This is a genomic window from Ochrobactrum quorumnocens (assembly GCF_002278035.1).
Classification (GTDB): domain Bacteria; phylum Pseudomonadota; class Alphaproteobacteria; order Rhizobiales; family Rhizobiaceae; genus Brucella; species Brucella quorumnocens.
In genome coordinates this window covers 252,371-267,157 of record NZ_CP022605.1, presented here as the reverse complement: position 1 = coordinate 267,157, position 14,787 = coordinate 252,371, and the positions used below count along the sequence as shown (strand labels likewise).

Below are 14,787 nucleotides of genomic sequence, written 5' to 3'. Positions count from 1 at the left end.
CTTCAACGCTTCTCGTGAGCAAATTCCCGCTCAAGTCGTCGAGAATGCACAGAGAGGATGAAGCAAAATATGAAGAATGCGCTGCCGACGACGAGGTAGGCTTCACGATAGAAGCCGAGCCAAGCGCCGTCGGCGATCGCGCCGCGAGCTCCGCCAAGCACGTCGATGAGGCCGATGATGCTGATCAGCGTTGTGTCTTTGATAGACTCGATGAAAGTGTTGATAATCGCGGGTAGAGCAATTCGAAATGCCTGTGGCAAAACGATAAGGCGCGAGATTAGGCTGCCTGAGAGGCCAAGGCTGAGCCCCGCTTCCGATTGTCCGCGCGGTACGGCTTCGAGACCACTGCGGATCGCCTCCGCAAGGTAGGCTGCCTGGAAGAGGATCAAAGCAACCTGCGCTCGCAGAATGTTGTCGATCAGATTGCCGCCGGGCAGTAGAAAGGGGAGCATGGTTGAGGCGATAAACAGCACTGCGATAAGCGGAAGGCCACGCACGATCTCAACATAAAGTGAGCAAAAGCGCCGGATTACTGCCGCCTTCGACTGTCGACCGAGCACGATTAGTACCGACAGCGGAAGTGCAATCACGATGCCGAAGGCGGACAGACCGACCGTCAGCGGCAGCCCACCCCAACGGCTCGTCGATACAAATGGCAGACCCAGAATACCGCCCCTCATCAAGAGTAGGCTGGTCACCATAACTAGGACCCAAGCCAGTGCTAATGTCGGTTTCCAGAAACGACGGAATCCACTGAAGATGAGGATGGTGAGTACCAGCACGACCGCTAGCGACGGACGCCAGTACTGATCTATGGGATAGCTGCCGAACAGTATGATGTGATAGCGCTCGTGAAGGAATGCCCAGCAGGCACCCGCTGCCGCGCGGCAGATGTCTGGTGATGCCGGTCCGAAAACGGCATCGGTGACTGCCCACTGATAGAAGCGCGAAAATAGGTACAGCACACCACTGGAAATAATCAGCGTCAGTAGGGCATGCGTCCATGGGTGGAAATAGGGGCGGAGCCAGATTGCAAAGCCACCATTCGAAGGACGTCGAAGTGTTGTGGTCAGTTCACTCATGTTTTCACCAATTGAGCGCGCTTTTCCAGCCATCGGATGACCGCAGAGGTCAGTAGACTGAGCGTGAGGTATATTATTAGATATATGGAGACTGTCTCAATAGCTCGTCCGGTCTGATTAAGTGCGGTGTTTCCCACGGAAACTAGATCCGGGTAACCAATGAGGACCGCCAGCGTTGTGTTCTTGATCGTGTTCAAATACTGGTTGGCCAACGGTGGTAGCATGAGCCGCAAAGCCTGCGGTGCCAGAACCAGATAGAGTGTTAGCAATGGGCTGAGGCCAAGTGAGCCGGCTGCTTCCGATTGTCCTTTTGGCAATGCTGCAAGGCTTCCCCGCACGATCTCGGCAATAAACCCCGAAGTGTAGAAAGAGAGACCGGCCAACATCGCGATGTATTCCGGGGTCATGCCCATGCCGCCACGGAAATTGAAGCCTGTTAGAGATGGTTTCTGGATCTCGCACCAACTGAATGTATATATAACGACGCCCACAAGTGCTGCGATCGAAAAGAAAAAGCCGCGTGTCGCAGGACGGGAGAAAAGGCCTGTCTCGTTGCGCTTGCGCACCATGAGACGCCAAAACGTGTAACAGCTGAGAAAGCCGACCACAGTTATAATGGCCAAAGCGGGCCCAGCATCACCGACTAGCACGGTCGGAATATGAACACCACGGCTCGAGACGAAGACGGAGTCCCAAAAATTCCAGGCTTGACGTGGCGGCGGAAGCACCCGTACTGCAGTCGCGCAGACAACGAGGATGAGTAGAAGCGGTGTGTTGCGCGTAACCTCAATATACGTTCTTGCCACTGTACGAAGCTGTGGATGGCTCGCACGCCCTGCGAGGCCAATAAGAAGACCAAGCACCGTGGACAGAATAATTGCGACTAAGGCCAATTTGACTGTGTTCAGCAGCCCGACTAGTAGGGCGCGGAAGTAGTTGTCGCCCGAACTGAAAGAAATCAGGGATTCCCCGATCGGAAATGATGTGGGTCCCCAGAGGAAACCATAGTCAATGTTGATGCCACGGGCGGCGAGATTGGACGCAAGGTTGTGCGACAGCCATGCAAGGATTGCGATGACTGCCGCGACAAACAGCGCGTTTTGAAGGCGCTCGCTACGCATTAACGTAACGGTGCTGCATACATGAGGCCGCCTTTCGTCCACAGGTCGTTGAGACCGCGGTCGAGTTTGAGGGGCGACGCCTTTCCAAGGTTACGTTCGAAGCTCTCGCCATAGTTCCCGACGGCTGAGACGATCTGCACGACCCAATCATCTGACATGCCGAGATCCTTGCCGTTACCCGGCGTTGTACCTAATATCTGCTTCACTTCCGGATCAACCGAGTTTTTCGCAAGATCTGCGACATTTGCTTGCGTGATGCCGAGTCGCTCGGCCTCGACAAGAGCGAACATAGCCCAGCGAGCTATAAGGAAGAGCTGCTCATCACCGCTCTTCACGGCCGGAGCGTAGGGCTCCAACGTTATGAAGTTTGGGAAGATGATGTAGTCATCGACGTTGCCGTTACCGGCCCGTGATCCCGCGAGGTTGCCGTAGTTGCCGCCAAAGGCATCACAACGGCCTCCAAAGAAGGCAGCGTCAAGCTGTTCCCATGCACTTAGTACCAGCGGTGTATATTTCAGTCCGCGCGACTTGAAGAAATTCTCAGTGTTCACTTCAAAGGTCGAGCCCTGCAAGATACAAACTGTGGCATCGGCTAATTTGTCCGGGCTGTCCACGCCGAGTGATTTCGGCACCATGAAGGTGTACCCATCGAAATAGTTTGGCGATGTAAACCGAGCGCTTTGAGCGCCTTCGCGGTTTAGCGTGGTCGTCGTGTCGTGAGCAAGAACATCTATCTCGCCTGAAGACAGCAGCACGAAGCGCTCTGAATAGGACGTCTGACGATAAGTTACCTTGGAAGAGTCGCCGAGAATGGCGGCTGCCATCGACTTACAATAATCGATATCGATACCAGCGAGTTCACCGTTCGCTGCTGGTGCTGAAAAGCCGGGGACTGCTTGGCCGACGCCGCAGACGAGCGTGCCCCGCGACTTGATGGCTTCCAAGGCGCTGCCTGCCTGCGCAGCTCCTGCAAAGGCCATTGCTCCCATAAGGGCGGTTGCGCCGGCCAGAACTCCTTGTTTCATAGTATTCGTGATTTTCACGTTATTCCCCTTTTATTATGCGTCTATATGAGGCCCATCTACTTTATGTAGACGGGCCTTCAGGTTGCGGATTGAGTAATGCAGACATATTTCAACTCGAGGAACTCCTCGATCCCGTACTTTGAGCCTTCGCGACCGATACCGGATTCTTTGATGCCGCCGAACGGCGCAACCTCGTTCGACACAAGTCCTTCATTGACACCGACAATCCCGGACTCGATCTGTTCGGCAACCCGCCACATTCGATCGAGATCGCGGGTGAATATGTAAGCTGCGAGCCCGGAGCTGGTAGCATTGGCAGCTTTGATGACGCTTTTCTCATCCGAGAAGCGCTGCACGGGGGCAACAGGGCCGAACGTTTCTTCGTTCTCGAATAGCATTGTCGCATCCACGTTCGTCAGTACGGTAGGCTCGTAGAAAGTCCCTCCGAGCACGTGGCGCTTTCCCCCCACCACAATTCTCGCGCCTTTGCTGAGCGCGTCGGCGACATGACGTTCCACCTTCGTCAATGCTGCCTCATTGATCAGGGGGCCTTGTTGCACGCCGTCGACAAATCCGTCGCCGACCTTCATTGAACGAACTGCGGTCGACAGCCGGTCAATGAATACATCGTGGACGTTTTCATGCACATATATACGGTTCGGGCAGATGCAGGTTTGTCCGGTGTTACGGAATTTTGCGTTGAGAACCCCTTGCACAGCGACATCGAGATCAGCATCATCAAAGACGATGAGTGGGGCGTTACCGCCAAGCTCCATCGCGACCTTTTTCACTGTATTTGCCGATTGTTCGAGGAGGAGCTTGCCGACGCGGGTGGAACCGGTGAAGCTGATCTTGCGCACGATCGGGCTTGAGGTCAACTCTCCCCCGATTGCTGCAGCGTCACCGGTTACGATGTTGAAAATACCCTTCGGTATGCCGGCTCGTTCCGCAAGCTCAGCCAGGGCCAGCGCCGAATATGGCGTAAATTCGGAGGGTTTCACTACAACGGAGCAGCCTGCAGCAAAAGCCGGAGCGCATTTGCGGGTAATCATCGCAGCGGGGAAGTTCCACGGGGTGATCGCTGCGACAACGCCTATCGGCTGCTTAAGGACCATAATGCGAGTCCGGGCGCGCGGTGCAGGAATCAGGTCGCCATATGCGCGCTTTGCTTCTTCCGAGAACCATTCCGCGAAGGAGGCTGCATAGCGGATCTCTGCCTGACTTTCAGCCAGAGGCTTCCCCTGCTCAGCTGTCATAATTACTGCAAGATCCGGAAGATTTGCAACAATCAGGTCGAACCAGCGACGCAATACTATTGCGCGTTCCATGGCAGCCAGGGCAGCCCAGCCGTGACGAGCTTTTTCTGCAACTTTGATGGCGTGGCGAGTCTCAGATGCGCCCATATTGGGCACCGAACCAATCTTGAGATTCGTCGCCGGATCAATGACAGCGACTGTATCACCGCTGTCGGCGCTCACCCACTCGCCAGCGATATACGCCTTGTCGCGCAACAACGAAGGATCGGTGAGGCGCTCCTGTAGTCGGTGCATACCGTGTTGCTGGATCATAATACTTCCTATTCAAATCGTAATGTGTCGAGTGTTATAACACACAACAAATTTCAACCTGTCAAGACCTCTTCATATGCATTAAACGGCTGCTTCTCGTGTCTGCCGATTGCTTGCAATCAAGCGCAGCTTCCAGTCTCTAACTATTGAGGAGGTCAGTCTGCCTATCGTGCAGCACTATTCACGTCGATTGTTCGCGCTGGACTCGTGGGCCTTACTGGCGCCAATATTGAGCGGTCGCACGCGCTGCTGAGTTGTTGAACGCGCATTTTGGTATTGAGATATAGTGAAACTTGCGAGCTCATTGTCAGGTCAAAAAGGGGGCTTTTTTCGCGCGAAATTGTCGCCCCCGCAGTGTGGGCCTGTCACCGGTTTGCATCGATAACACTTGATGTTGAAGATATTCTGGCTCTAGGGTGAAACTGACGCCGACGGCGATGTTTCCGATATACTGGTTCAAGCACGCCGTAAAACCAAGGCTGTGAGGCGACTTTTCTCCAGGATGGGCAGCCAGCTGCCACCTGTCGTCGTTAAAGACAAGCTCCCCCGGTTGCTCCTCCTAGACAATACAACACTTCGCGTCAGAGACTGTTAAATGGCCCCATAAGTGCCTGAACAACAGAATTTGAAAAATAACATCGCTAAAATCAAGAAGCCTGCAAGAACGCCCACGGCATCGAAATTCCCTTCAGCCTGAGCGATAAGGTAGCCAAGACGGCAGACGAACCTAAATACTCGCCGATGATGATACCAAATACTGCAAAAACCTACCAATGTGCGCGAGGACGAAAATATCCAACTTGTCGCTGCTGGGAAATAGATGTGAAGCAATAGATCAGGACGTTTGGCACCGAGGATACGCGCATTGGAAATCACGACAGGATTTAACTTCATGGACGCTCTGCATTGCGTTAACGAAGGTCAAAAATGCGATGGGTCCATGTTATCTTGCACTGACATGGCCTGATTGTGGTCGCTTTAAAGACTGGGATCAGCCAATCGCAAGTGAGGGCCACCAACCTATTAGTCCCACCGTCGGAAAATTGCGCTTGCGTTGACGCCGCCAAAACCAAAGCCATTTGATATGGCGAATTCAGTGTTCAGTGATCGCGCATGAGTAGCAACAAAATCGATACCGTCAGCCTCAGGATCCGGGTCATTGAGATTTAGCGTCGGTGGTGCGATCTGGTTTTGGAGAGCCAAAATTGTGAAGATGGCTTCCATGCCTCCTGCAGCACCCAGCAAGTGTCCGGTCGCCGATTTTGTGCCGCTGACAGCGATCGATCTGTCAGAACCAAAAACACTTTTGATGGCCCTCATCTCTCCTAAATCCCCAACGGGAGTTGAAGTCGCGTGAGCATTCAGATGGCCAATTTCACATGCGGAAATGTCTGCTTGTGCAATGGCAATTTCCATCGCTCTGCGCGCTCCGTTGCCGTCTTCGGGTCCGGAGGTGATGTGATGGGCGTCAGCTGTCGTGCCGTATCCGACGAGTTCGGCAAGCGGCGTGGCGCCGCGCGCAAGAGCGTGGCTCAGCGCTTCGATGACCAGCATGCCGGCCCCTTCGCCCATGACGAACCCGTCACGCGACACATCGAAGGGACGCGATGCCTTGCTCGGGGTCTCATTGAACCCGGTCGATAGCGATCTTGCGGCGGCAAAACCGCCCAGACTGACGATATTCATGCAGGCTTCGGTTCCGCCGCATATCGCGATGTCGGCTTCATTGGATCGGATGAGCCTTGCAGCATCGCCGATTGCCTGAACACCGGCGGCACACGCGGTGACCGGCGCACCAAGGGGGCCTTTGAAGCCATGGCGGATCGAAACCTGCCCCGCTGCGAGGTTGACGAGAAACGAGGGAATGGTGAAAGGCGAAAGACGGCGTACACCGCGTTGATCGACGGTACGCACGGCTTCGGTGATTGCGGGAAAGCCGCCGATCCCCGATGCGATGATCGTCGCTGTTCTTAGCTGGTCTTCATTCGACGTCGGCGTCCAGTTCGCCTGTGCGAGAGCCTCTTCAGCGGCCGCCAGTGCGAAGATGATAAACCTGTCGACCTTGCGCTGATCCTTGGGAGCCATGATCGTGTCGGGATCGAAGCCGCCTTCTGGATCTTCCATGATAGAAGGAACAACGCCGCCTATCTTGGACGGCAGGTCTGCGACGATATCGTCGGTCAACCGTCGGATACCGCTCTGTCCCGCAAGCAGGCGGGACCAGGAGATCCCGACATTTGCACCAAGGGGGCTGACAGCTCCCATTCCTGTAACAACGATACGACGCATAAGTTTTTACCTGTTTCACTGTAATAAAGAGGCGTGCCTTCGGCACCCTGTCCGACGATGCGGTGAGGCACACTTTTATAGGCATGCGGTTTAAGCAAGAGCCTTGGGATGCACTCACCTTGCCAGGGCGGGGCTAAGCCTCAGCCCTATCCACGCCACGCCAGCGGCTCGGCCTAGCTTTCAAGCAACCTCGTCGCCCTGCGCAATGCGTCTGACCTCGCCGGCCGCTGCGTCGAGGATGCCCTGAGATAAATGCTCATCTTCGATGATCCGCGACAATGTCACAGCCCCGACCATAAGGGACAATATCGCCATCGATTTTGCGCTGGGATCGGAGCCCTTGCTGTCCTCCATCAGTTCATCCAGAACCTCGAAGTGAGCTCGTATCCCGTCCTCGAACGGTCGCCTGACCTCTTCGCTCTGGCGGGTGGCATCAGATCCCAGCGCCACCAGAGGGCAGCCTTCAGCCTTCTCGCCCCGGTGGTCCGAGGAAAGATAAAACGCAATTACCGCCTCAAGGGGATCGGAACTGTTCGCGGCCGCCGTCGACCATCTCCGGGTCGCACTTTCCATCGCACGCCTCGACGCCAATGCAGCAAGGTTGTCCTTCGATGCGAACTGCTTGTAGAAACCGCCCTGCGTAAGGCCGGCGCCCTTCATCAGATCCTTGAGGCCAATTCCGTCAAATCCATGCTTTCGAAACAGACGGCTTGCAACGTTAATGACCGTTTCGCGATTTTCTTCGGCCTGTGCCCGGCTCACTCTCATATCGGCCTCCTATTAGATTTCATTTGACATCTATATCAAACATAGATTTATATCGCAATCTAAATAATCCATGTCGCCCGTCAAGAAGAGAAACTCAAAATGAAACGCAAACTTGTCCTGACTTTCGTAGGTCTCGTGGCAGCGGCCGGCGCAGCCTGGGCCTTTTTCGTGGTTTTTGAACCCACCAAGCAGGAAGCGTTGGCCGCTGACCCAAGAACGGCTTCTCCCCTCGTAAGGGTGGCGGAGGCAACGACCACCGGTACAGCGGAACGCTCATTCACGGGCACGGTCGCGTCCCGCGTGCAGAGCAACCTGGGATTCAGAGTCCCTGGCAAGATCGTTGAGCGGCTGGTCGATGTCGGCCAGCAGGTGAAGCAGGGCCAACCGTTGATGCGGATTGACGGGACTGATCTGCAGCTTGCGCTGACGGCGAAACGCAACACCGTTACCGCAGCACGTGCAGTTCTGGTTCAGGCGCAGGCGGACGAAAAGCGCTATGCGGCCCTGGTGAAGAATGGGTTGGCTGCCACGCCCCAGCGTTACGAACAGGCGAAAGCAGCGCTCGACACTGCCACGGCACAGCTGGCTGCGGCGGAGGCAGACGCAGAGGTGGCCGAAAATGCGGCGACCTACACCACTCTTCTTGCAGACTCGGATGGAACAGTTGTCGAAACGGCCGGTGATCCGGGGCAAGTGGTGGCTGCTGGCCAGACGGTCGTACAACTGGCGCAGGCAGGTCCTCGCGAGGCGATCATCTGGCTGCCTGAGACGCTGCGACCTAAGGTGGGATCGGAAGCGCAGGCCAGTGTCTATGGAAGCGACGGACTCAGCGGAAACGCCAAGCTGAGACAAATATCCGATTCGGCTGATCCTCAAACCCGGACCTACGAAGCCCGGTACGTTCTCGAAGGAGGCGCAGCCTCCGCGCCCCTCGGCTCGACAGTGACGATTAAAATTCTCGATGCCGACCGCCAGTCGGAGGTCGCCATACCAGTGGGTGCAATTCTGGACGACGGTAGCCGCACGGGCGTGTGGATTGTCAACGGCACCCCATCGACTGTGAAGTTTACGCCGGTCAAGGTTCGCCAGATTGGCGAGGAGACTGCGTTTGTCACGGGGATTGGCACCGGAGAGCAGGTCGTTGCTCTGGGCGCACATCTTCTCGACGATGGCGTGACCGTCAGGATTGCCTCGCAACAGGAGGTGAAAAACTGATGAACTTCAATCTCTCCGCCATCGCCGTTCGCGAACGCGCCATCACCCTGTTCTTTATCGTTCTTCTCGCCGCCGCCGGAGCCTACGCCTTTGTGAAGCTGGGACGCGCCGAGGATCCGTCGTTCACCATCAAGACATTGACGGTCACCTCGGTCTGGCCGGGCGCAACGGCGCGGGAAATGCAGGACCTTGTCGCTGAGCCACTCGAGAAACGTATCCAGGAACTCACATGGTACGACCGTGTCGAGACGACGACGCGACCGGGTTACGCCTACCTCACGGTGACACTGAAGGACAACACCCCGGCCAGCGCAGTCGCTGGAGAATTTTATCAGGCGCGCAAGAAACTCGGGGACGAAGCCCGCAATCTTCCGCCGGGTGTTATGGGTCCGTTCGTCAACGACGAATACTCCGATGTCAGCTTCGGCCTTTACGCACTGAAGGCAAAGGGTATGCCGATGCGCGATCTCGTGCGGCAAGCGGAGGTCATACGCCAGGATCTTTTGCATGTTCCCGGCGTCAAGAAAATCAACATCGTCGGCGAGCGTCCCGAGCAGATTTTTGTCGAGTTCTCCTACGCGAAGCTCGCGACACTCGGCATATCCGCGCAAGATATCGCTTCCGCGTTGCAGCGACAGAACACGGTTACGCCGGCCGGTTCTATCGATACAAGCGGCCCACAAGTCTTTATCCGTTTCGACGGAGCCTATAACAGCGTCCAGGCGATTGCTGACACACCGATCGTAGCTGCTGGACGTACGCTCAAGTTGTCCGATCTGGCGGAGGTGCGGCGCGGTTATCAGGATCCTGCCACCTATATCATCCGCCACGAGGGCGAGCCGACAATCATGCTGGGCGCTGTCATGCAGGCAGGCTGGAATGGCCTTGATCTTGGCAAGGCACTCGAGGCTCGCTCCGCCGCCATTGCACAGACACTGCCGCTGGGCATGACGCTGACCAAAGTCAGCGATCAAGCCGTCAATATCGATGAGGCAGTCGGCGAGTTCATGCTCAAGTTCGCGATGGCGCTTGGCGTGGTTCTGTTTGTCAGTCTGGTGGCACTCGGCTGGCGCGTTGGCATCGTTGTCGCACTTGCTGTGCCACTCACCCTTGCGGTGGTCTTCCTCATCATGCTGGAGACTGGGCGTTTCTTCGACCGCATTACGCTTGGCGCGCTGATCCTCGCGCTTGGCCTTCTTGTCGATGATGCCATCATTGCCATCGAAGTGATGGTGGTGAAGATGGAAGAGGGCATGGACCGCATCAAGGCGGCCGCCTATGCCTGGAGCCATACGGCAGCGCCGATGCTGTCCGGCACTCTGGTCACGATCATCGGACTGATGCCCGTGGGTTTTGCCAAGTCGACCGCAGGCGAATATGCCGGCAACATCTTCTGGGTCGTGGGCTTTGCGCTCATCGTATCCTGGATCGTCGCTGTCACCTTCACGCCCTATCTCGGTGTGAAGATGTTGCCCAACATCAAGCCGGTCGAGGGCGGTCATCACGCTATTTATGACACGCCGAACTATCGTCGTTTGCGTTCCGTGATCGAGTTCGCCGTCCGCCATAAGTTCATGGTCTGCGCTGTGGTCGGCATTTCCATGGCCGTTTCGGTTGTCGGCATGGGCGGCGTGAAGCAGCAGTTCTTCCCGACATCAGATCGTCCAGAGGTCCTGGTCGAAGTGCGCATGCCCGAGGGCACGAGCATCGAGGCCACGACATCGGCGGTGAAGAGGGTTGAAGACTGGCTGCAGACCCAGCCCGAAACCAATATCGTTACGTCTTACGTAGGACAGGGTGCACCCCGGTTCTTCTTTGCCATGGCACCGGAATTGCCCGATTCCGCCTTTGCTAAAATTGTCGTGCTGACGCCTGACGCCCACGCCAGGGAAGAACTCAAACACCGCTTGAGAGGTGCCATATCAGAGGGTCTCGTTCCCGAGGCATCCGTGCGTGTGACCCAACTTGTCTTTGGTCCATACACACCGTTCCCGGTCGAGTTCCGGATCATGGGTCCTGATCAGGATGAGCTTTACAAGATTTCCGAGCAGGCTCTGGCGATCATGAAGACCGTGCCCGATGTTCGTCAGGCCAACAGGGATTGGGGCAACCGCACACCTGTTCTGCGATTTGTGCCCGACCAGGAGCGGCTCAATCTGATTGGTCTTTCTCCATCGGAGGCGGCCCAGCAGTTGCAGATGCTGCTCTCCGGCATCCCCATCACGCAGGTGCGCGACAATATCCGCAACGTGCCTGTCGTTGCGCGAAGTGCTGGCGAAAATCGCCTCGATCCGTCACGTCTCGCCGACTTCTCGCTGATGAGCAGGGATGGCCGTCAGGTTCCGTTGGATCAGCTCGGGCACTCGGAGATCCGGTTTGAAGAACCTATCCTGAAACGTCGTGACCGGACCCCGGTCATCACGATCAGGTCGGATATCAACGAGGCGACGCAGCCTCCGGAGGTTTCCCAACAGGTCATGAAGGCCCTGCAGCCGCTGATCGCATCGCTTCCCGTTGGATATCGCATCGAGATGGGTGGCAACATCGAGGAATCTCTCAAAGCCAATGTTGCGCTTGCGCAGGTGTTCCCGCTGATGATTGCTGCCATGCTGATCGTTATCATCCTGCAGGTTCGCAGTTTGTCGACCATGACAATGGTTATGCTAACCGCACCCCTTGGTCTTGCCGGGGTGGTTCCGACATTGCTTTTGTTCAATCAACCCTTCGGGTTCAACGCCATTCTCGGCTTGATCGGACTGGCTGGCATTCTGATGCGCAACACGTTGATCCTGACGGAGCAGATCAAGGAGAACCAGGCGGCTGGGCTCGATGACTACAACGCTGTCATTGAGGCGACGGTGCAACGGACAAGACCAGTGATCCTGACGGCACTTGCTGCAATTCTGGCGTTCATACCATTAACCCACTCAGTGTTCTGGGGGTCCATGGCATACACATTGATTGGAGGAACTGCAGCGGGGACGGTGATGATCCTCCTCTTCCTTCCTGCGTTGTATGCTGTGTGGTTCCGGATAAAGCAACCAGCGATAACGCGCGCTATTCATCATGTAATTATTCCGAGCTAGCCAAGCACTGAGCGATGGCTTTAGAACAGAGGAGCATTAGTTGAGAAATACCAACAGGTTTGCAACACAGAATCTCGCGAGAAAGAAACGGTAAAGGATATGAGAGGCTTGTCGTATTACAGTCTCTGCATAGCCGTGCAAAGGATCAATTGCATTATCTCGCGGCAGCTTGATACAGTTTTTGCGTCCGATAGGATTGACCAGCCAACAGATAATTGTGCTTGGTGTTATCGCGGGACAAAAGACTATTGGCCTGAGTGCACTAGCAGATAGCGTTGGGATAGATCAGGCAACAGCTACGGCAAATCTGGGTCCTTTGATGTTGCGATCTCTGGTCCATACGACAGTGGATGAAGAAGACCGACGCGTTCGGGTTGCTGCTCTCACAGCTAAGGGTGAATAACTGGATGAGCGCGCACGTCTCGGTTTGCGGCGCGATGATGTGGCCCGGTCTGCGTTGGAGCCGCAGGCATGAGCGGCGCGAGCACAGCATAAAGCGTCTTCCGAACATGAGGTGATCCGTTTTGTGCCCTTTGCTTTTGTGTAGGTATGATTTTTGTCAGGTTCGTAAAGCCAAGCGCAACAGAGTTACATGCTGCGATTAACCTTCAGCAATACGAAACCATGTGACGCGGCCACCCTACAAGCTAGGTCCGCCGGCTAATTTTGATAGACGATGAAGTCACAACCTGGACCTACATTCTATGTTCCCGGACGAACACAACCCCCAGGCGCTATTAGAAACGGTCGGGTGTGGCTGTCGAACGATGTCTGTGCCTACGGGAAGGATGCTGCAGGGAGCATCTTGAAAATGTTGCGACCTTCTCCGGCAGCATTGACGATTGCGCTCGCGTTCCTGAATGCTAGGTTGTTGTTTCCTCGCGAGAACGTTGGTTTTTCAGATGCTTGGCGACAATATTAATGGCGGCTTGCGATTTTGGCAAAGTCTAGACAGCATTACTTTCGCCCAAGTCTACCGTGTACGGATAGCAGTGACAACACCCACGCAAACCGACCAGATGCCATTAAACAGACGTTTTGCTAAACCCTTGTCGAGTGCATTTACGGAGCCACTAATGCCACGTCCAGCAAGCGGCACACTCGCCACTTCTGCCTTCGGTGTATCGCTCAATCTTCACCACGCAGGCCGTGTAAGCCGGGAAAGTACATCGCTTAGGCAATTCGTGAGGCGTTTCTTCGTTTGGGAAAGCGATTGTCCAACTATGGCCCCCGGGAAAGCACCGACACATCGTGCTCGGCTGACCGTCCGCCAAACAGGACGGCAATAAGAAATTTTTGTGAAATGTCTTCCATGCATGTTTCCCAAACACGCTTCGAGCAATCAAGCTTACAAGAGCTCTGATCGTAGCTCACGCGTCGCTGATTACCTTATTGGGGTTTCAGACACTTCAAAGAAGGACAGTACTTTATGATTTCACATCGGTGTTTGTTATCACAAAGTCTATAGTCATCTTGTTAGAATTCCAACGTCAAGTAGCGCGACCCCGGGTGGCGAGAGCGTCATCTGCATATTTACCGGGGATTGTGAAGCGATCGAGCGGCAAGTTCGCCGTGGCCGAGAAGAGCCACGTGTTCGCCCTCGTTCCGTGATGCCCGGTCATCGACCATCAGCTCGGCCTCAAGGTTACGGGCATCGTGCAGGGCGGCTCGGAGTCGTGGCAGTTTGGGCGACAGCGGGGCAGTATTTGATTTTCTCGTCCTCAGACTTTTACCGGGTATGCAAAGTGGCTGGTAGTTGTGGAGATCGGCAACCCAATGCAGCTTTGCTTTCTCGGCTTAATACATGGACGCACTACGTTGCGCAAAATACTGAGCTGGCGTGCTTCCCAAGGCTTTCTTGAACATAGTGATAAATGCGTTGACCGACTCGTATCCCAGTTCAGCGGCAACATTCTGCACCGTCCCGCCACTGGCCAGTTCACGAAGCGCGACGATAAGGTGAAGTTGCTGCCGCCAGCGTCCGAACGTCAGTCCCGTCTCCCGGATCAACAGGCGCGCCAGTGACCGCTCGCTCATTGCGACCCGCTTCGCCCAATCGCTCAGCGTACTGCGGTCTGAAGGCTCGATCGTCAGAGCATCTGCCATCGCCCGGATTTTCGGATGGCTGGAGATCGGTAGATTGAACCGCTCATGCGGCATCTGCGCAAGTTCATAGAGGATCACCTGCGCGATCCGTGCGGCATGGCTGTCGGCCAGATAGTCCGCACGCTCCCGGGCAAGCCGGTCGACCATCTCGCGGATCATAGGGGAAACCGAGAGGGTGCAGCTGCTCTCGGGTAGCTCCGCCGACCCCGGTTCTACGAACAGATAGTTGAGCTGGGCGTTCGCGGTCGCGCGGGCGCTATGGGGCACGCCGCCGGGAATCCAGACCCCGCAATTCGGGGGCACGATCCATATCTCGTTGCCCGCGGTGCATGTGACGGCTCCATGTAGAGCAAGGATCAACTGACCCTTTCGGTGTACGTGAAGAGGCACCTCTGCCTCATGATCGGCGAAATCAAGCTTGTGGGCGACCGCAGGCAAAAGCGTGAGGTCGGGATCGAAAACTGAAACAGCGGATCGCAGCATAGGCATCGGAATGGCCATTTTTAGGTATTTTATGTCATAATACC

General features: G+C 55.7%; 11 protein-coding genes and 2 pseudogenes. 4 read left to right on the top strand and 9 right to left on the bottom strand.

Translation table 11 applies throughout. The features are described 5' to 3' along the window. Positions 1-2 precede the first annotated feature (2 nt). The 7 genes and pseudogenes from CES85_RS23280 to CES85_RS23250 form a co-directional block, all read right to left on the bottom strand. On the bottom strand, positions 3-1,082 hold the full coding sequence (locus tag CES85_RS23280; protein ID WP_095448218.1) for an amino acid ABC transporter permease: 1,080 nt from the start codon (positions 1,080-1,082) through the stop codon (positions 3-5). Beyond that, a complete protein-coding gene (locus tag CES85_RS23275) occupies positions 1,079-2,203 on the bottom strand; it encodes an amino acid ABC transporter permease (RefSeq protein WP_095448217.1) in 1,125 nt (374 codons plus the stop codon). Before CES85_RS23275 ends, CES85_RS23280 begins: the two co-directional genes overlap by 4 nt. Continuing rightward, positions 2,203-3,246, bottom strand: a complete 1,044-nt coding sequence (locus CES85_RS23270) for an amino acid ABC transporter substrate-binding protein (protein WP_157743486.1) — start codon at positions 3,244-3,246, stop codon at positions 2,203-2,205. The genes CES85_RS23275 and CES85_RS23270 overlap by 1 nt, the downstream gene beginning before the upstream one ends. A gap of 59 nt (positions 3,247-3,305) precedes the next feature. Next, positions 3,306-4,796, bottom strand: a complete 1,491-nt coding sequence (locus CES85_RS23265; protein WP_280523398.1) for an NAD-dependent succinate-semialdehyde dehydrogenase — start codon at positions 4,794-4,796, stop codon at positions 3,306-3,308. A gap of 636 nt (positions 4,797-5,432) precedes the next feature. Then, positions 5,433-5,730 (bottom strand): annotated as a pseudogene (locus CES85_RS23260) (ABC transporter permease); the annotation flags it as partial. Positions 5,731-5,819: 89 nt separating this feature from the next. Continuing rightward, positions 5,820-7,085: a beta-ketoacyl-ACP synthase II gene (gene fabF, locus CES85_RS23255; RefSeq protein ID WP_095448215.1), complete on the bottom strand. Its 1,266-nt coding sequence runs from the start codon at positions 7,083-7,085 to the stop codon at positions 5,820-5,822. A gap of 180 nt (positions 7,086-7,265) precedes the next feature. Next, positions 7,266-7,853, bottom strand: coding sequence for a TetR/AcrR family transcriptional regulator (locus CES85_RS23250; protein ID WP_095448214.1), 588 nt, complete (start codon positions 7,851-7,853; stop codon positions 7,266-7,268). A 99-nt stretch (positions 7,854-7,952) separates the two neighbouring features. Between CES85_RS23250 and CES85_RS23245 the strand changes: the two genes are divergently transcribed. From CES85_RS23245 to CES85_RS28420, 3 genes are all read left to right on the top strand, one after another. Continuing rightward, entirely contained in the window at positions 7,953-9,068 is a 1,116-nt protein-coding gene (locus CES85_RS23245; RefSeq protein ID WP_095448213.1) for an efflux RND transporter periplasmic adaptor subunit, read from the top strand. After that, positions 9,068-12,154: an efflux RND transporter permease subunit gene (locus CES85_RS23240; RefSeq protein ID WP_095448212.1), complete on the top strand. Its 3,087-nt coding sequence runs from the start codon at positions 9,068-9,070 to the stop codon at positions 12,152-12,154. Before CES85_RS23245 ends, CES85_RS23240 begins: the two co-directional genes overlap by 1 nt. A 169-nt stretch (positions 12,155-12,323) precedes the next feature. Then, positions 12,324-12,557, top strand: a complete 234-nt coding sequence (locus CES85_RS28420) for a MarR family winged helix-turn-helix transcriptional regulator (protein ID WP_157743485.1) — start codon at positions 12,324-12,326, stop codon at positions 12,555-12,557. A 570-nt stretch (positions 12,558-13,127) separates the two neighbouring features. Here CES85_RS28420 and CES85_RS28350 read toward each other — a convergent pair. Continuing rightward, complete coding sequence (locus CES85_RS28350) at positions 13,128-13,286, bottom strand: hypothetical protein (protein ID WP_208636314.1); 159 nt, start codon at positions 13,284-13,286, stop codon at positions 13,128-13,130. Positions 13,287-13,639: 353 nt separating this feature from the next. On the opposite strand from CES85_RS28350, the pseudogene CES85_RS28345 reads away from it, so the two are divergent. Then, positions 13,640-13,864 (top strand): annotated as a pseudogene (locus CES85_RS28345) (DUF3363 domain-containing protein); the annotation flags it as partial. 87 nt (positions 13,865-13,951) lie between these two features. Here the strand turns inward: CES85_RS28345 and CES85_RS23225 are convergent. Continuing rightward, positions 13,952-14,749 (bottom strand): AraC family transcriptional regulator, encoded by a 798-nt coding sequence (locus tag CES85_RS23225; protein WP_095448834.1) that lies wholly within the window; start codon positions 14,747-14,749, stop codon positions 13,952-13,954. Positions 14,750-14,787: the final 38 nt, after the last annotated feature.